This is a genomic window from Pelosinus baikalensis, assembly GCF_020819555.1.
In the GTDB taxonomy this organism is placed as follows: domain Bacteria; phylum Bacillota; class Negativicutes; order DSM-13327; family DSM-13327; genus Pelosinus; species Pelosinus baikalensis.
Genome location: NZ_JAJHJB010000010.1, coordinates 71,405 through 89,723 on the forward strand (window position 1 = coordinate 71,405; position 18,319 = coordinate 89,723).

At 39.9% G+C, this 18,319-nt stretch carries 17 protein-coding genes and 5 tRNA genes; 3 read left to right on the plus strand and 19 right to left on the minus strand.

Annotated elements, in window-relative coordinates:
- Positions 1–73: 73 nt before the first annotated feature.
- Positions 74–1,396: an AAA family ATPase gene (locus tag LMF89_RS09460; protein WP_229534845.1), complete on the plus strand. Its 1,323-nt coding sequence runs from the start codon at positions 74–76 to the stop codon at positions 1,394–1,396.
- A 59-nt stretch (positions 1,397–1,455) separates the two neighbouring features.
- On the opposite strand, the gene LMF89_RS09465 is transcribed toward LMF89_RS09460, so the two are convergent.
- The 6 genes from LMF89_RS09465 to LMF89_RS09490 form a co-directional block, all read right to left on the minus strand.
- On the minus strand, positions 1,456–1,650 hold the full coding sequence (locus LMF89_RS09465; protein ID WP_007930600.1) for a DUF378 domain-containing protein: 195 nt from the start codon (positions 1,648–1,650) through the stop codon (positions 1,456–1,458).
- 21 nt (positions 1,651–1,671) lie between these two features.
- A complete protein-coding gene (gene lonB, locus LMF89_RS09470; RefSeq protein WP_229534846.1) occupies positions 1,672–3,348 on the minus strand; it encodes an ATP-dependent protease LonB in 1,677 nt (558 codons plus the stop codon).
- A gap of 128 nt (positions 3,349–3,476) precedes the next feature.
- Positions 3,477–4,739 (minus strand): ATP-dependent Clp protease ATP-binding subunit ClpX, encoded by a 1,263-nt coding sequence (gene clpX, locus LMF89_RS09475; RefSeq protein ID WP_229534847.1) that lies wholly within the window; start codon positions 4,737–4,739, stop codon positions 3,477–3,479.
- A 14-nt stretch (positions 4,740–4,753) separates the two neighbouring features.
- Positions 4,754–5,359, minus strand: coding sequence for an ATP-dependent Clp endopeptidase proteolytic subunit ClpP (gene clpP / locus LMF89_RS09480; RefSeq protein ID WP_007930604.1), 606 nt, complete (start codon positions 5,357–5,359; stop codon positions 4,754–4,756).
- 31 nt (positions 5,360–5,390) lie between these two features.
- A complete protein-coding gene (gene tig / locus LMF89_RS09485) occupies positions 5,391–6,680 on the minus strand; it encodes a trigger factor (protein ID WP_229534848.1) in 1,290 nt (429 codons plus the stop codon).
- 227 nt (positions 6,681–6,907) lie between these two features.
- A tRNA-Gly gene (locus LMF89_RS09490) sits at positions 6,908–6,982 on the minus strand.
- Between the two features lie 152 nt (positions 6,983–7,134).
- Here LMF89_RS09490 and LMF89_RS09495 point away from each other — a divergent pair.
- The gene (locus tag LMF89_RS09495; RefSeq protein WP_229534849.1) at positions 7,135–8,367 is read left to right on the plus strand and encodes a radical SAM protein; all 1,233 of its coding nucleotides are present in this window, start codon (positions 7,135–7,137) and stop codon (positions 8,365–8,367) included.
- 698 nt (positions 8,368–9,065) lie between these two features.
- A complete protein-coding gene (locus LMF89_RS09500) occupies positions 9,066–9,542 on the plus strand; it encodes a spore coat protein (protein ID WP_229534850.1) in 477 nt (158 codons plus the stop codon).
- A gap of 86 nt (positions 9,543–9,628) precedes the next feature.
- Here LMF89_RS09500 and arsA read toward each other — a convergent pair whose 3' ends face one another.
- The 13 genes from arsA to LMF89_RS09565 form a co-directional block, all read right to left on the minus strand.
- On the minus strand, positions 9,629–11,380 hold the full coding sequence (arsA, locus tag LMF89_RS09505) for an arsenical pump-driving ATPase (RefSeq protein WP_229534851.1): 1,752 nt from the start codon (positions 11,378–11,380) through the stop codon (positions 9,629–9,631).
- Positions 11,381–11,402: 22 nt separating this feature from the next.
- Positions 11,403–11,777, minus strand: coding sequence for an arsenite efflux transporter metallochaperone ArsD (gene arsD / locus LMF89_RS09510; RefSeq protein ID WP_007952667.1), 375 nt, complete (start codon positions 11,775–11,777; stop codon positions 11,403–11,405).
- A gap of 88 nt (positions 11,778–11,865) precedes the next feature.
- The gene (locus LMF89_RS09515; protein ID WP_229534852.1) at positions 11,866–12,225 is read right to left on the minus strand and encodes an ArsR/SmtB family transcription factor; all 360 of its coding nucleotides are present in this window, start codon (positions 12,223–12,225) and stop codon (positions 11,866–11,868) included.
- Between the two features lie 283 nt (positions 12,226–12,508).
- Entirely contained in the window at positions 12,509–13,576 is a 1,068-nt protein-coding gene (gene arsB, locus LMF89_RS09520; RefSeq protein WP_229534853.1) for an ACR3 family arsenite efflux transporter, read from the minus strand.
- A gap of 374 nt (positions 13,577–13,950) precedes the next feature.
- Positions 13,951–14,250 carry an ArsR/SmtB family transcription factor gene (locus LMF89_RS09525; RefSeq protein WP_229534854.1) on the minus strand — a complete coding sequence of 100 codons (300 nt, stop codon included), beginning with the start codon at positions 14,248–14,250 and terminating at the stop codon, positions 13,951–13,953.
- Positions 14,251–14,365: 115 nt separating this feature from the next.
- Positions 14,366–16,108 carry an FAD-dependent oxidoreductase gene (locus LMF89_RS09530; RefSeq protein WP_229534855.1) on the minus strand — a complete coding sequence of 581 codons (1,743 nt, stop codon included), beginning with the start codon at positions 16,106–16,108 and terminating at the stop codon, positions 14,366–14,368.
- Positions 16,066–16,293 (minus strand): low molecular weight phosphatase family protein, encoded by a 228-nt coding sequence (locus LMF89_RS09535; RefSeq protein ID WP_229534856.1) that lies wholly within the window; start codon positions 16,291–16,293, stop codon positions 16,066–16,068. The genes LMF89_RS09530 and LMF89_RS09535 overlap by 43 nt, the downstream gene beginning before the upstream one ends.
- Before the next feature lie 33 nt (positions 16,294–16,326).
- On the minus strand, positions 16,327–16,512 hold the full coding sequence (locus LMF89_RS09540; RefSeq protein ID WP_229534857.1) for an arsenate reductase/protein-tyrosine-phosphatase family protein: 186 nt from the start codon (positions 16,510–16,512) through the stop codon (positions 16,327–16,329).
- Positions 16,513–17,149: 637 nt separating this feature from the next.
- Positions 17,150–17,512: an ArsR/SmtB family transcription factor gene (locus LMF89_RS09545; protein ID WP_229534891.1), complete on the minus strand. Its 363-nt coding sequence runs from the start codon at positions 17,510–17,512 to the stop codon at positions 17,150–17,152.
- A gap of 255 nt (positions 17,513–17,767) precedes the next feature.
- Positions 17,768–17,851, minus strand: a tRNA-Leu gene (locus LMF89_RS09550).
- 14 nt (positions 17,852–17,865) lie between these two features.
- Positions 17,866–17,941 (minus strand) — tRNA-Lys (locus LMF89_RS09555).
- Positions 17,942–17,945: 4 nt separating this feature from the next.
- Positions 17,946–18,021, minus strand: a tRNA-Gln gene (locus LMF89_RS09560).
- 26 nt (positions 18,022–18,047) lie between these two features.
- A tRNA-His gene (locus LMF89_RS09565) sits at positions 18,048–18,123 on the minus strand.
- Positions 18,124–18,319 lie beyond the last annotated feature (196 nt).

Sequence of the window (18,319 nt, forward strand, 5' to 3'; positions counted from 1 at the left end):
ATTTTTTGTTGCAACACTCATCATTACTGGGATCTACTTTTATTATGCTAACGTTACAAAGAGGTCCTTTGCTGTGAATAAGAAGGGACTATCTGCCTCTTCCCTCATCCAATTTGATGACATTGGCGGCCAAGAAGTGGCAAAGCAAGAATTACGAGAAGCCGTAGAATTTATAAAAGATTCAACTCGTCTTAGCCATCTAGGCATCCGTCCACTAAAGGGCGTTTTATTAAATGGTCCACCAGGAACGGGGAAAACCCTTTTAGCAAAGGCAGCAGCTCAATTTACAGATTCCGTTTTCCTTTCGGCTAGTGGCTCAGAATTCGTAGAAATGTATGTCGGGGTTGGTGCACAGCGTGTACGTCAATTGTTCCAATCTGCCAAATCCCTCGCCAAGCAGCAACGTAAAGATAGTGCAATTCTTTTCATTGATGAATTAGATATTCTGGGAGGAAAACGGGGCCAGAATGCAGGTAATACAGAATATGACCAAACCCTAAATGAACTTTTGGTACAAATGGATGGTCTCTCTTTTGATGACAGCGTTAAGATATTAATTATTGGCGCTACCAATCGCATCGACATCCTTGATTCAGCCTTACTGCGCCCAGGACGTTTCGATAGACATGTAAAAGTAGAACTGCCTGATAAAAAAGGACGTTTGCATATCCTTAGCCTGCATACTAAAAATAAACCATTAGCAGCAGATGTCTCATTAGAAACACTTGCCGCAAATACCTTTGGCTTTTCAGGAGCCCATTTAGAAAGCTTAACCAATGAAGCAGCAATTCTGGCTCTGCGTGAAGAAAAGGTAACCATCACATCTAAGCACTTTCAAAGTGCGATTGATAAAGTAATCATGGGTGAAAAATTAGATAGAAGACCGAACACACTGGAGAAACAACGTATTGCTATCCATGAAGCAGGACATGCATTAGTAAGTGAAATCACACGACCTGGTTCTGTGGCAACAATTAACATTGCTTCTCGCAGTAATGCCTTAGGTTATGTAAGACAAACAACATTAGATGATACGTATTTATATACATTGGATGTCATTAAAAATAAAATTGCAGTAGCACTTGCTGGAGCCATCGCTGAAGAAATAAACTTAGGCAATCGTAGTACAGGTGCATCCAATGACTTTAAGCAGGCAATCGACTTAGCAAAAGAGATTATTCATAATGGTATGTCAACATTAGGCATCATATCCTTAGAAGATCTTACAAAGGATCTTTTACATGCTACTATAACATCCATTATAAAGGAAACGGAGCAGTATGTTTATACCATTCTCTCTACTCGTCAAGCCACTCTACAAGCGGCAGTCGCCTTATTGTTAGAAAAAGAATGCCTGGATGGTGATGAATTCAGAGTATTATTAAAAACATTTTAATTTTTAATAGCAAGATAGCCTTCTTTATGTAGAAGGCTATCTTGCTAACCTGCAATATCTTATGCTGACCTTCTACCTCTATTTAGAAAACTGATGGACCAGATGCCTGATAAGCCCACTAATACATAGATAATACGACTTAAGAAAGAAGTTTGCCCGCCAAAAATCGTGGCTACTAAATCGAATTTAAATAGCCCCACTAAAAGCCAATTTAGAGCCCCTACAATGACCAGTATTAAAGCAATTCTATCCATAACCTTACCACCTTTATAAACTTAAATTTCCATACCTGCTGCTGCTAAAATTTCAGACTGAGGTATTATATTATCTTTGTGGAGTCTATCGACTGTTTTCATTAAAGCATGTTCGATAGCTTCTTCAAGGGATTCAATTGCAATGACTTGAACAGATAAACCCTGATAGGACTCTTGCCAATTGTCTTTTGGTATCAATACCCGGCACGCTCCAGCTTGCTCCGCTGCATAGATCTTGGCACTTACTCCACCTACGGGGCGAATTAAACCGCGAATGGAAAGTTCTCCTGTCATAGCTATTTTGTTATCAACGGGAATCCCCTTAATGGCAGAATAGATTGCAACTGCCATTGTCACTCCTGCTGAAGGACCATCCACAGGACCTCCACCTGGAAAATTCACATGGATATCATAGCTATGTATATCCATTTTAAAACAATTGGAAAGTACAGTCATAACATTTTCCAAAGAACATTTCGCCATGCTTTTACGGCGTATGGTACGACCTGGCACATCTAATTCTTCTTCATCAACCACGCCAGTTATGGTAAGTTTCCCAGTGCCTGAAACAGCCGTTACCTCAATTTCCGTAATTGCCCCTATATCAGCTCCATGTACTGCCAATCCATTGACGAAGCCAACTTGAGGGGCATCAGGAACTTTCTTTTCCGGTCGTCTGCTATAGTGTCCAAAATTTATGACCCATTCTACATCTTTACAAGTGATGGACTGCCTAGACTCATTAATCGCAACGCTTGCAGCAATTTGCACAATATTAACACCATCACGACCATTGGTAGAGTATTGTTTAATCACTTCAACGGCTTTGTCCTCAATCGGAAAATTAAGTTTTTTAGCAGCATTATACACAATCCTGCTCACTTCATCGGCTAATATGGGACGGAAAAATATTTCTACACATCGCGAACGAATAGCAGGAGGAATATCCTGAGGCATACGAGTCGTCGCCCCCACTAAACGAAAATCAGCTGGCAAACCATTCTGGAAGATATCATGGATGTGACTTGGAATATTGGTATCCTCACTATTGTAATAGGAGCTCTCTAAAAACACTTTACGATCCTCTAATACTTTTAGCAGCTTGTTCATTTGTATATGATGCAACTCACCAATTTCATCAATAAATAACAATCCACCATGAGCCTTCGTTACCGCTCCAGCTTTTGGCTGAGGAATGCCAGCCACCCCTAAAGGACCTGCTCCTTGGTAAATGGGGTCATGCACTGTACCAATTAAAGGGTCTGCAATTCCACGTTCATCAAAACGAGCTGTCGTAGCATCCATTTCAATAAACTTTGCATTCGATGAGAAAGGCGATAAACTATTGCGCTTAGCCTCTTCTAGTATCAGCCTTGCTGCTGCTGTCTTACCAACCCCTGGCGGTCCATACACTAACACATGCTGAGGATTAGGTCCGCATAAAGCTGCTCTTAATGCTTTTAAACCGTCTTCTTGCCCAACAATTTCAGCAAAAGTCGTGGGTCGAGTTTTTTCTGATAAAGGTTCCGTTAATGAGATTGATCTTAGTTTCTGCAATTTGTCAATTTCTTTTTTTGATTCTCGTTCAACTGCTACACGGTTTCCTTGTTGTGATCGCAGTAAATTCCAAAAATACAATCCGATGACAACTGCAAAAAAGAATTGTATTACTGTAACAATATTTATCGCATAATCCACTGATCCAAAACCTCCTCCCCAACAATTCTGATTCTGAATTTAGTATAGGCAAACAACTTGATTTTATCCTGTAAAAAACAGTAAATAAAAAAGGAGAGACAATGTCTCTCCTTTTCCATTAGTCGTCTTCATGCCGACTCTTCTTTTTTCTTAGATTTACGATCAACTGTAACTAATATAGGCTCTTCTTTACTTAAGACCACTTCTTTTGTTACAGTACATTTTGCTACATCTGCACGAGATGGTACTTCGTACATCACATTGCACATAATGCCTTCAATAATCGCTCTAAGCCCCCGTGCTCCTGTATTGCGCTTCAACGCTTCTTTAGCGATGGCATCTAATGCATCTTCTTTAAATTCAAGTTGCACATTATCAATCTCTAAGAATTTTTGATATTGCTTTACTAGAGCATTTTTAGGCTCTAACAGTATGCGTACCAAAGCTTGTTCGTCTAGAGCATCTAAAGTTACCACTACTGGTAAACGACCGACAAACTCTGGAATAAGACCAAACTTTAAAAGATCTTCCGGCAGAATTTGTTGTAACAAATCGCCAATATTCTTTTTACCTTTACTTCTGACTTCAGCACCAAAACCCATGTTCTTCTTGCCTGTACGAGCGCTGATCAATTTATCAATACCATCAAACGCACCACCGCAAATAAACAGGATATTGGTTGTATCAATTTGAATAAACTCTTGATGAGGATGCTTGCGTCCTCCCTGAGGGGGCACACTCGCTACAGTACCTTCAAGAATTTTTAGAAGTGCCTGCTGCACACCTTCCCCAGATACATCACGAGTAATTGACGGATTCTCCGATTTACGGGCAATTTTGTCAATTTCATCAATGTAGACAATGCCTTTTTCTGCTTTCTCCACATCATAATCAGCCGCTTGGATGAGTTTTAGCAAGATATTTTCCACATCTTCTCCAACATATCCAGCCTCTGTAAGTGATGTTGCATCGGCAATAGCAAAAGGTACATTTAGCAGTTTGGCTAATGTCTGGGCCAGCAGCGTTTTACCACTACCAGTTGGTCCAAGCATTACAATGTTGGACTTTTGTAATTCCACATCGTCCATTTTACTGCCAAAATTAACACGCTTATAATGGTTATACACCGCTACAGCCAATGTTTTTTTAGCAGCATCCTGACCAATTACATATTGATCAAGAATATCTTTTATTTCTTTAGGCTTTGGAACATCACGAAGCTCGATATCAATCTCTCCGCTTAGTTCTTCCTCAATAATCTCATTACACAGCTCAATACATTCATCACAAATGTATACACCAGGACCAGCTACCAGTTTTTTAACTTGTTCCTGCAACTTACCGCAAAAAGAACATTTGAGTTGACCTTTGTCATCCCCAAATTTTAACATACTATATCACCTCTTTATTTGGGACTTTCATGACGTTTTTCTCCACGGACAACTACAGCATCAATCAGACCGTATTCCTTAGCCTGTTCTGCAGACATAAAGAAATCACGTTCTGTATCATGCTCAATTTTATCTTTTGTCTGTCCAGTGTGTTGAATAAGAATCCCGTTAAGAAGTTCCCTAAGTCGCAATATTTCTCTAGCATGAATTTCGATATCGGTAGCCTGCCCTTGGGTTCCACCCAAAGGTTGATGAATCATGATACGGGCATACGGAAGTGCATAACGCTTTCCTTTTGCACCTGCAGTAAGCAATAGAGCTCCCATACTTGCCGCTGAACCAAGGCAAATGGTAGAAACGTCTGGTTTAATATACTGCATGGTATCATAGATAGCCAATCCAGCTGTCACTACACCACCTGGACTGTTAATGTACACATGAATGTCCTTCTCAGGATCTTCCGATTCCAAAAACAGTAATTGGGCAATGACAAGATTTGCTACATTATCATCAATGGGACCACCAATAAAGATAATTCGATCTTTTAGGAGTCTGGAAAAAATATCATAGGACCGTTCCCCACGACTTGATTGCTCTACTACTATTGGTACAAAATTCATAGCATAACACCTCTATTGATTTATTATTCTATTACTCTTTTTCTACACTGTCAATAATCAGTTGAGCTGCTTTTTTACGTAATATGGAATCAAATACAGTAGACATTTTTCCTTGTCCGTTGATAATCGCTTTTACATCTTCGATTTCAGCGCCGTATCCTTTAGCAATCGTAGCAATTTCAGCATCAACTTCTTCAGTACTTACTTCTAGTGCTTCAGCTTTTACAACAGCTTCCAGCAGTAAATCAGTTTTAACATTCGCTACAGCTGATTCATGATAGTTTTGACGTAATGCTGTTATGTCCGTGTTCATGTATTTCATATAGTCATCAAGCTTCATTCCGCGACTTTCTAAATTGGCACCTAAATCTTCGATCATTTTTGAAATACGGTCTTCCACCATAACGTCTGGAATCTCCACTGTGGCATTTTCCACAGCTTGCTTAATAGCTTCATTACGGAAATCACGATCTGCTTTTTCACTAGCAGCCTTTTCTAATTTATTCTTAATGTCAGCCTTTAATTCCTCTACCGTATTAAAATCGCTTACATCTTTAACAAATTCATCATCCAATGCTGGCAGTTCTTTGCGTTTTACATCGTGAACTTTTACTTTAAATACAGCTTCTTTGCCTGCCAAATCAGCAGCGTGATACTCCGCAGGGAAGGTTACATTTACATCAATTTCAGAACCGGCTTTTGCACCAATTACTTGTTCTTCAAAGCCAGGGATGAACGTGTTTGAACCAATTTGCAACGGATAGGCTTTGCCATCTCCGCCAGGGAAAGCTACACCATCTACAAATCCTTCAAAATCAATAATAGCAAAATCACCATCTTCAATAACTGCATCTTCTGCTACTACCATTTTGGCATGACTATTACGCATCGTTTCCACTTCTGCGTTGATTTTTTCTTCTGTAACTTCTTCTACTGCTGCAGCAATCTTCAATCCTTTATATTGTCCCAAAGCAATTTCTGGTTTTGCCACTACAGTAGCTTTAAAGAGTAAATCTTTATCTTCCGCTAAGGTAACAACATCAATATGAGGGCGGCTTACTGGTTCAATTTTATTATCTTCAAGAGCTTGAGCATACGCAGGGCTAGCCATGATTTCAAAAGCTTCATCCAATAGTGCTTCTTTACCAATATGCATTTCTAAAATGCGACGAGGTGTTTTTCCTTTACGGAACCCCGGAATATTTACTTTATTAGATAATTTACGATATGCCTTTTCAACTGCTTTTGCTACTTCTACTTGAGGCACTTCAATTTCAAAGACCACTTTATGATTGTCTATTTTCTCCATTGTTGCTTTCATTTCGTATTGTATCCTCCCTATGTAATTAGTTGGCGACATTATGTGTAACGCCAAAAATAGTATTACCATTTTTAACATGTTTTCTATGTTAGTTCAAATAAATTCTTTACTTTAGACATAAATCACTACACTTTAGAATGTCATACCCCATATGATACCATAAGTAAATAACAAAAACAAGATATATGCAAAAAACCCAGCAATAACTGCCGAGTTCAATATTTCTATGGAGCGGAAGACGAGATTCGAACTCGCGACCCTCGCCTTGGCAAGGCGATGCTCTACCACTGAGCTACTTCCGCATATTATATTTTACTGTCACCAATAGCCTTATTAATTATATATGTAATTTTATTTTTTGTCAACATGTGATTGTTTTTTATAAGATGATACACACCAAGATACCGTTTTTGCATATTATGTAATAAATCCACCATAAAAGGAGGCTGATCTGTTGTATTATAACTTACAAAAACACTGCAAATTAGTGAAAGGTGCTGCTCGTGGTGCAATCTACGACTTTAAAACAGGAAAGGTTCATTCCATTAACCAAAGTGCAGCACAACTACTCAGCGCCTGCCAAAGCAACGCCTTGGAGGATCTTTGGGATATGTCATCTACTGAAAGCACGCAATACATGAATTTCTTAAATAAGCTAGAACAAAAAGATTTAGGATTTTTTCATGAAACATCTTCTACTTCTTTGCCAGAGCGCTCCTTACCAGACTGCCCTGCAAAACTTGAGTTTCTGTGGTTAGAACTAACAGCAGCCTGCAACAGCAAGTGTCTACACTGTTACTCAGAAAGTGGCCCTTCACGCAAGGAATTGGATCTCGTACCTCATCACCGCTGGCTCTCCCTTATAGAAGAGGCAAAAGCAGCAGGAGCTACTGATATTCAATTTATTGGCGGTGAGCCATTACTGTACCCTAAGTGGCGTGACCTAGTCATCAAGGCTCATGAAATCGGCTATGAATATATCGAAATCTTTACAAACGCTACATTAGTTGATGATAGCTGTATCGATTTCTTTAAACAATATAATGTAAATATCGCTACAACCATTTATGCTAATAACGCCTCCGTCCATGACAGCGTAACCTTGCATCCTAATAGCTTTACGAAAACCATGACTGCCATCAAGAAAATATTAGAAGCTAAGATTCCTTTACGCATTGCTTCTATTATTATGAAAGCCAACGAACACGAAGTACCCAATATTCTTAAGCTTTATGAAGAATTGGGCATGCCCGATGCGTATCCCGATGTGATTCGCCCCACCGGCAGAGGAGATGATCAACATTTACTTCCAACTACTTTTACCAAGCCGCCTATTAAACCGCCCTTTTACACTGACGAAGCTTCTTTTACGGCTTCTCAGACCTACTGCCAATGCCTAGCAGGAAAAATTGCGATTACCTCCACAGGTGATGTCATACCTTGCATCTTTGCAAGAAATCAAGTATGCGGCAATATTCTTACGCATTCATTAGCTGATGTACTTACGGATCACCCACTACAACAATGCTGGCATACGACCAAAAATCAAATCCAAAAATGTAAGGACTGTGAATATCGCTATGCTTGCACGGATTGTCGCCCGTTAGCCCAAGGCAACGATTCCAATAAGTCATGGCTGGCCCCTCCTGCTGCCTGTTCCTATAATCCTTATACCGGTGAGTGGTAACCTCGATATAGCGAGTATCGTTAGACTAAAAAGGAGGATAAAAATATGTATTATGACGATGATGATGATTATTATGATAATAGCGAACAAAGACCTAAGTGGGATCGACCAGAAATGACTGACTGGGATGACGATGACGATGATGAACGAGTCGTTATTGTAGGGTGCGGTCCGTCATCTTCTTGCTGGCCCCGTCAACAACAGTGCTGGCCCCGTCAACAACAGTGCTGGCCTCGTCAGCAATGCTGGCCTCGTCAGCAATGCTGGCCTCGTCAACAATGCTGGCCCCGTCAACAGTGCTGGCCCCGTCAACAGTGCTGGCCCCGTCAACAGTGCTGGCCTCGTCGCGATTAAAACCTCTTATGCAAAGCTTCCCCTCTACCCTTAAGTATAAGCATATACACTCTAAAGGCACCGGATACTTCCGGTGCCTTTTAAATTAAACGCTTATAACTTTTTTTTCTACTCGCTCTCATCGCTACCCCCACCAGTGTCGTAGCTGAAACTCTTAAGTTATGCTAAAAGCATTAGCAATGATGTGGTAGCCTTACATATTGCCACAGACGAAGAAATCGGCAGAAAATTCTACTCTCGATATTCTTTGTGCTCTCTGTGTTCTTTTTATAACTAACCTTCTTTTACAATCATGAATAAAATTCAAGTTATGAAACAAAATAGTAGCAGGAGGTGATATATATATGACGCTACAGTTAACCCAAAAGGAAAAATCTTTATTGGAAGATCAAAAAAAGCATGAGCAGATCTGTATAGAGAAGTACCAGTCTTATGCTAACCAAGCCCAAGATCCAGCTCTAAAGCAGTTGTTTAACTCCTACGCTGGACAAGAGCAGCAGCACCTAAATACTGTCAACCAAATGCTAAACGGTCAAATTCCCAATATGACTTCACAGCAAAACCAGCAATCCGTGCAAAGCACCCCAACTACAACCTCATCATCCTCTCAGGGAGCTATTAGTCAAAGCGACAGTACTCTCTGTACGGATATGTTAATGACTGAAAAATTTGTCTCTGGAGCCTATGATACGGCGATCTTCGAATTTGCTGATCCTAATGCACGTCAAGCTCTTAACCACATACAAAAAGAAGAACAAGGACATGGTCAAGGGATCTTCCAATACATGCAAAGCAAAGGTATGTATAATACACAATCCTGATACCATAGCTACATAAAAGGGGCTGTCTCAAAATAAAAATTTGAGACAGCCCCTTTTGATCTAATTCATTAGCGTTTCTTTACCATTTATCTGATTAAGTCTACTAATTTTTCGCCTTTTATTTCTTCGCCTTTCCATGGAATTACAGCAAAGTTTCCGTGGGATATTTCATCCACTTTATTGATCCATGGAATTTCATTTAAGGATTTTGTTTTTAACAATGGACTTTGGGTGTTCGTCATGAATAAACTTGAATTAATAACCCACCATTTGTTATTAATACCTGCTCTTTTTAGATCTTCTTGTAATCGCATTGCTTCATATACGGGAGTAGCCTCTGGGAGGGTTACAATAACTACTTCTGTTTCTTTTTCATCTCGTAATCTCGGCAATAAGTTTTTCACGGCTTCTGGTATATCGCCTTGGGATTTTTGTATTTCTTTATGATAACTTTGTGTAGCATCTAACAAAAGCAACGTGTGACCGGTAGGTGCCGTATCAATCACCACAATCTCATCATCCGCATTATCTACAATCTCAGCAAAAGCACGGAATACGGCGATTTCCTGTGTGCAGGGAGAGCGAAGATCTTCTTCTACATATGCAATGTCTTCATCTGCCATTGTTTCTCTTGCCTTTGCCAAAACAGCTTTCGTGTAATTACGTAGTTCTTCCTTCTCGTCGATCTTACTTAGCCGAATTCCATGACCTTCTTCTACTACAAATTTCAAATGGTCTGCCGGATCGGTGGTTGTTAAATGTACTTTTACCCCTTTATCAGCAAGGCCGATGGCAATCGCCGCTGCTAAGGTAGTTTTTCCGACCCCACCTTTTCCCATAGTGAAGATTACTCTTTTTTTCGATGCGTAAAGGTCCTCAATTAAAGCTTTGACTTTAGGCAATTCTTCTTTATTTAGCTTATAATTTTGACTTTCTAAATAATCTTCTTTTAACAGCATTCTGATATTTTTAATTCCTGTTATATTATAGGCGCGTAATGGAATTTTATAGGTCAAAGTATCACGTAAAGATTCAGGTATATTCCGTAATGCCTCTTGTTGCTTAGCATATAGCTTATCTGCGATTTCATCATTTTCAACATCTAATTCCAGGACACCATTCACAACTAATAGCTGATTATGAACCCCTAATTCCTTCAGTTCTCTAGAGGCTCGTTCTGCTTCCTGCAGTGGAGAATATTCAGGTCTAGAGATTAAAATTAATGTTGTCATTTTACCATCAGCAAGGGTGTTAACAGCATTCTTATATACTTCTTTCTTGCTTTCCAGACCCGACAATTGCCCCAGACAAGATGCCCCATGGGTACTTTCGCTAATAAAATTACTCCATGCAGATGGTAGTTGCAGCATCCGTAAGGTATGACCCGTTGGCGCCGTATCAAATAGAATATGGTCATATTCTATTTGTGTTTTTTCATCGGTAATAAAATTAGAAAACTCATTAAAGGCTGCAATCTCCACGGTACAAGACCCGGAAAGCTGCTCCTCCATGTTTTGTAAAACACTTGCTGGAAGCTTACCTTTATAAGGTGCAATTACTGATTCTTTATAAGCCTTCGCTGCTTCTTCCGGATTCAGATTAGCTACCACAAGATTAGGTACCTCTTGAATGGGAGTGCCTTTACTTGTAAGGCTGATACCGAAAACATCCTGCAAATTCGATGCTGGATCGGTGCTGACTAATAAAACCTTTTTACCTTGATCTGCTAAGGTAATTGCAGTGGCGCAGGCTGTCGAAGTTTTTCCGACCCCACCTTTGCCGGTAAAAAATAAATACTTTGTCAGCTTTATATTATCTGGATTGAACAATTTATACATGAAATGTCCTCCTGCTTTCTATTTAGCAACATCCACCTTCATCACAACCACAGCCATTCTCTTTTTCAGCAGCAGCGGCGGCTATTTCATCTTTCGATACGCCTGACCACTGAGCAAATTCATCCGCTGTAGGATAGCTCCTGGTCTTAACCACTTCTCCATCTACGATTGTAATCGGTAAAACTTCCACTTCTTCCTTCATCAAATACTCATTTACCTTCTTATTATCGACAAAGGCTTGTGGCTCACTAGAAAGACCATAGCGAATGATCGTAACGCCCTTCTTAGTAAGAGTATTCACAGTCGTAGCCACTCTTAAAAGCTCTTGATCTATACCAGGTCCACAAATTCCTGTTGCACAACACATTGCTGGATCAAAAATTTCAATTTTACTCATTTTTATCGCCCCTTTAATTTATTGACTTACGATAAGCATACATGCCTATATCAAAATATACTCATATAGTATTTAATAATTACAATTGTTATGCACTTGTAATTTCTAGCGGCCCGCATTCAAAGTTCTGTTCACGATACGTTTTTAGCGTAGCTATATCATGTTGATATTGAAGATGTTTGGCAAAGTCTTCATCTAATAAAGTTTTTATAAAGGAATGCTCTTTTATTATATCTACGTTAATGCCATAGTATACCCACTGTGATTTTTTCTCACTATAAATAATACCCGCATCGCGAAGTTTTGCCAAATGCCTAGACACGTTAGACTGACTACTTTGGAGTATGGCTTCAATCTCGCATACACATAAATTTTCAACTCGTAATAAATTCACAATCCTAAGTCTGGTTCCATCCCCTAATGCTTTTACGATTCGTGTTATACTCAATGTGACTACCTCCTTTACTATCAAATCAAACAAAGTATTAGCATCCCTAGTATATGTCTATATTCATAGACAATCATATATTAGGGCTTTAATTTTGTCCATATAATCCAATATGCATTTCTCAGTCACATAAAGAGCCAGACCCCATCGTTTATTTTTGACATTCTCGTTGAGAAACCAATTGCGTTAGGAGCAATGCTACGTTTGAAATAGCAGGTTCCAGTTTCATCCGATCCTCAGATATTGCCAAACAGTGTGGGACTACCAATATTAGAAACAGTCTCTAGGCTTTTTCTTTTGTCGGCTTTGATTCAAAATCAAACCAGTGCTGAGTCCGATTGCAGAAGCTGCATACTGACAACATGACTGGCACTTCCACCAATACGCCGACAACAGTGGCCAGTGTCGCACCTGACGTTAAGCCGAATAAGGAAATAGTAACCGCAACCGCCAATTCAAAAAAATTGCTAGCCCCGATGAGTGCCGCAGGCGAGGCAATATTATGTGGCACTTTAAAATACCTGGCTAAACCATAGGCTAAGGAGGAATTAAAGTAAACTTGAATAATAATTGGGATGGCAATCAGAATAATACTAAACCAATTATTGGTAATGACTTCTCCTTGGAAAGCAAAGATAATAACCAAGGTTACCAGCAAGGCAATAATGGTTACTGGTTTTAAGGGAGTCAATATTTTGTCATTAAACCATTCTTCACCACGGGAAGGAATCAAGACACGTCTGGTAATATAACCCGCTACTAACGGAATGACAATATACAACAATACAGACATAAACAAGACATCTTTAGGAACGATAATATCGGAAACCCCTAATAAGAACATAACAATCGGTGCAAATAAAACCAGCATGAGCAAATCATTGATGGCCACCTGGACCAGTGTATAAGCTGGATCACCATCTGTCAGATAGCTCCACACAAAAACCATAGCGGTACAAGGTGCCGCCGCTAGAATAATAGTGCCAGCAAGGTATTCATTGGCCATTTGCTCACCGATCAAACCAATAAAAACATATTTAAAAAAGAACCAGCCTAACAGTGCCATGCTGAAAGGTTTTACTAACCAATTGACAAACAAAGTGATGAATAGTCCTTTCGGTCTGTCGCCGACTTTCAGGATGGCTGAAAAATCAATTTTTAGCATCATGGGATAAATCATCAGCCAGATTAAAATAGCAATAGGTAAATTCACATGACTGATTTCCATTTTACTCAGTGAATCAACCACCCCAGGGAACACCTTGCCAAAACCAATACCAATCACAATACATAGTGCCACCCATAAACTTAAATACCTTTCAAAAAAATCCAATCGTTTTTCTGTAGACATTGAAATAAACCTCCTCATAGTTTTTAAATTTGTTTTAGATAAAAATATTCTCACTTTATTATATGAATATAATTGAATTTATGCATGTACTCAAAAAAATTCACTCGCCATCAATTTTGACAGTGGGCTCTTAACTATCATCCATGCTCTGTGAACTTTATCAGCCTAACAAAGTCTTTTGTCATTGCTTATTTCTTTCCAGTTCCTTAGCCAGTATTTCTTTCAAAACCTCCTCTCGTATATGAGTATATTTGATTTTACTCATGAATGTCAATAAATAATTTAGCGTTCATTTTTAAACTTACTCGCATTAGAGAGCAATCCCGTGGCATAGCAGCAATCGACAACTAAAATTTTTCATGCCTTATTGCATTTTAATTAGGGCTACAAGTTCTATACCGTTCATTCGTTGCCGTTTTACACAACTGCAGAAAGACCTCAACTTGATTGAATACTTCGGGATTCAATCGATAATAAACCCATTTGCCGTCGCGGCTATCCACTATAATGCCGGATTGTTTTAAGATTTTTAGATGATGTGAAATAGCAGGCTGAGATTTATCGAAAGCCGCTAGGATATCACATACGCAAAGTTCCTTATCAATCAGCATCCGTACAATTTCCAGGCGAATATCATCCCCCAGTGCTTTAAAAATCAACGCTACGCCCTCCATGATGATACCCTCCTCTCTTCTCATTTCTATTTTTTTCGTCATAAAGAAGATAGGGAGTGATTAGCTCCCTCCTTCTACTTCTGTATCGTTACTATATGATGTTTAAACCACTGCTTTATTTTTTGCCATTCTTGCTATAATTTTTATAGCCGCCCGACAAGTTATATACTTTCTTAAAGTCATGATTGATCAGAATATTTTGAGCGGCATTCCCAGTAACCCCTTTGTTACAATAAGTAACTGTAACCATTTCTTTATCAAGGGAATCCAGTGCTTTACGAATATTCTCCTGTGGGATATTCACTGCACCCTCGACATGGGCTTTTTCGTATTGCTTGGTCACTCTAGCATCGATAATCTTCACTTCTTCGCCATTTTTTATTTTTTCCTGTAGCTCAGCCGGAGTCATCAGCCCTCTGCCGCGCCTGATGGCATTATCCAAAATCATTCCGGTATACATTACCGGGTCTTTGGTTGTGGAGAATGGTGGTGCATAGGCTAAATCCAGGTGAAACAAATCTTCTGCTTTCGCACCGAAAGTAATGGCAGTCACAAAGACATCAATTCGTTTATCGACGCCAGATCTTCCGACAATCTGCACCCCCAAAATCTTGCCAGTGTTTTTATCGGCAACCGCCTTAATGACCATTTCACTACCATGATAATATTCGGGCTTGTCTGGTTTAATATTATGACAGACGACAACCTCATAGCCTTCTTTTTTTGCTTCCTTTTCCGTAAGACCAGTCTGACCAACTACCATATCAAACATTTTAAATATACCTGTTCCCAAGATTCCCCGGAACTCCAAATCACCGCCGGTTATCTGATCACCAGTAATTCGTCCCATTTTATTGGCAGTAGAACCTAACGGCCGATACAACGGTTTGCCGGTCATTAAAGAATAACTTTCTGCGCAGTCACCGCACGCATAGATATCATCTATATTGGTCTGCATCTTCCGATTGACCTTGATGGCTCCTGTTGGTCCGAGTTTAATACCTGCCTTTTGAGTCAGTTCTACATTGGGTCTTACCCCGACAGCCATTATCACAAAATCCGCGTCAATTTCTTTGCCGCTTTTTAGTATCACTTTACTGACGGAAGGTTCTCCTTCCAGGCGAATCACTGAATCGTTGACGATTACCTGTACGCCCTTCTCAACCAGATGATCGGCTATGTATACCGCCATATCCTGATCTAACGCAGGCATAACGTGCCCTGCCATTTCCACAACACTAACAGCGATTCCTCTAGCTGTTAAGTTTTCCGCCATTTCAAGGCCGATAAATCCAGACCCGACAATAACAGCCGATTTGGGATTGGCTGTTAGCACTTGTTCACGGATACGCTCGGCATTGATTACATTCCGCAAATAAAATACATTGGGCTTATTGCCCCCCTCTATAGCAGGCACAACGGATTTTGCACCAGTAGCAACAACCAGTTTATCATACCTTTCCTGAAAGATTTCTTGCGTAACTAAATTTTGCACCGTAAGTACTTTACTTTGCGGCTGAATTTCTAACACTTGATGTCTGGTATACACATCCACATTATATTTCTGTTTGAAGAATGCGGCATCCCTAGGAACCAACTGTTCCCGGCCTTCCACTTCAGTTCCAATAAAGTACGGCAAGCCGCATCCTGAATAGGATACATCACTGTCTGCATCAAATAATGTAATTTGAGCATTTTCGTTGTTTCTTCTTGCTTTGGCTGCTGCGGAAGTGCCAGCAGCTACCCCACCGATGATAATAATTTTCATAATAACTCCCCTCATAAAACCACCAGGTTTGCCTACTGATGGCATTTTTATTTTAGATGATCCTGCTGACCACGGTACTCCTGTAACCACTCCTTAACCTTCTCTTCAATTTCATCACGCACCTGCCGGAACTTTTGCCGCGTTTCTTCTTCTGTTCCCTCGAATGCAGCCGGATCATCAAAGGGCCAGGATATCAACTGTCGTGCTCCTGGAAATATCACGGGACACCTGCCTTCAGCCTTTTTACAAACAGCAATGACGTAGCCAAATGACATTTTCCCTAAAAACTCCCGAATACTCTTGGAATGCTAGCCGCTAATGTCAATGCCAATCTCCTTCATGACCTGCACCGCATATGGATTCACTTCCTTAGGCTCAAAACCTGCACTGTGAACCTCCAGCATATCATCACCATATTTTTTAAAAAAGGCTTCTGCCATTTGGCTGCGTGCGCTGTTTTGCGTACATATAATCACCAATTTCGCTTTCTTCATGATGCCCACTCCTCGTTATGTTTATTATGGTCTTGTTACCTCTAACCGTCTGCCGTATTTTTGCCTTAGCACATCATATTTAAATTCTTGAATATGTTTTCATCATACCTTACGATTGTTTTTCTAGTCAACGCACCCTTTGTTAACATTGTGTTAATTTTAGCTAGATACTACCTAACTGCAAAATTTATGCTGGCACGTGCAAGCCGATAGCGACCATAATAAACATTTTGCGACGGTAATATGTTCTGCAATCGCGATAATATATAACTATGTAAAGCAATAGAACCGTACTACAAAAGGATATCCCTTTTCCAATACGGTTCTATTTCTCAAATAACTAACTCATTATTGTACCATGATCCGGTTTCTCCCAGAAAGCCTACGTATTGATTTTGTCATAGGGAATCCAGATTTGAAGTAAATTAATCAGAAAACTGATTCCTATAAATAATACGGATAGTTCCAAAATAAGCATAGCAAAAGTATTCAATATAGCATAAAGTCTTTCAAAATTTGATTGTTCGATCAAATGGTAGAGGATAGATATAGCATCTGCTTTCTACCTTAATTTCTGAACAGCAGTGATGATCAAAACTGCATCATTTTTATTTCAATCATATAATCGTTACAATATTTATTCGTCCTCCATTTTCACCCTTGTCTCACAACAGCCGCCCTGCCTTTGGTATTTCGTGAGCCGCACAAAGTCTTTTTGACAATGCGGCTGCTGTTCCAGTTCTTTGGCTAGTAACTCCCGCACAAAGGGATACCGCTCCAGGCTGGTTTTATCCACCCTGTAATAGACCCACTGGGCTTGTTTGTCACTGGCAATCAGCCCAGCATGTTTGAGTTTAATCAGATGACGCGAAGCATTGGACTGGCTGAGATTCAGCACTGCTTCCAAATCACAGACACATAAGGTTTCCTTGTACAATAAGTGCAAAATTCGCAGCCGAGTCCCATCACCCAGCGCTTTTAATATTTCGACTACATCCATCACTGCCACCTCAATCATTATTTGTCCTATCCTTATTATGATATGATGATATGCAATCTTCCATTCATGTATGTTAATAGAATTGTGTACAGCCCCATTCCTGCTTGCGCTGGCGTTAATGTACATTGCATTATACACAATTCATTGTTGAGCTAGCGTTGATTTAAGATTACACGGTGAACTGGAGATAGGAAGGCGATTTTATAGCAATAAAAAAGACCTTCAGGTAAAATCCTGAAAGCCTTGTATTTCTTGTGGTGCGGGAGAGGAGACTTGAACTCCTACACCTTGCGGCGCCAGATCCTAAGTCTGGTGCGTCTGCCATTCCGCCACTCCCGCATAATTAAGTTAAATGGTGGCTCACCCGCGGCTCGAACGCGGGACACCCTGATTAAAAGTCAGGTGCTCTACCAACTGAGCTAGTGAACCATAATGGCAGGGGTAGCTGGACTCGAACCAACGGATGCGGGAGTCAAAGTCCCGTGCCTTACCAACTTGGCTATACCCCTATATCGTTATTACTAGAGTTAATGAATGGGGTGGCTGAAGGGGATCGAACCCTCGAATAACGGAACCACAATCCGCCGTGTTGACCGCTTCACCACAGCCACCATATTATCTGCGATGTTTTCTCTCAACATCCCCTAGCGACAAGATTTATTGTATCATGTCCACCTTGTTATGTCAAGCACTTTTTAAAAAGTTATTTTTTTCAATCAATTAATTTCTTCATCGCCTCGCAACAACTTTATTAGTATACCAAATATTATAATTATATACAATCTCCATATTTGGACATTTTATATA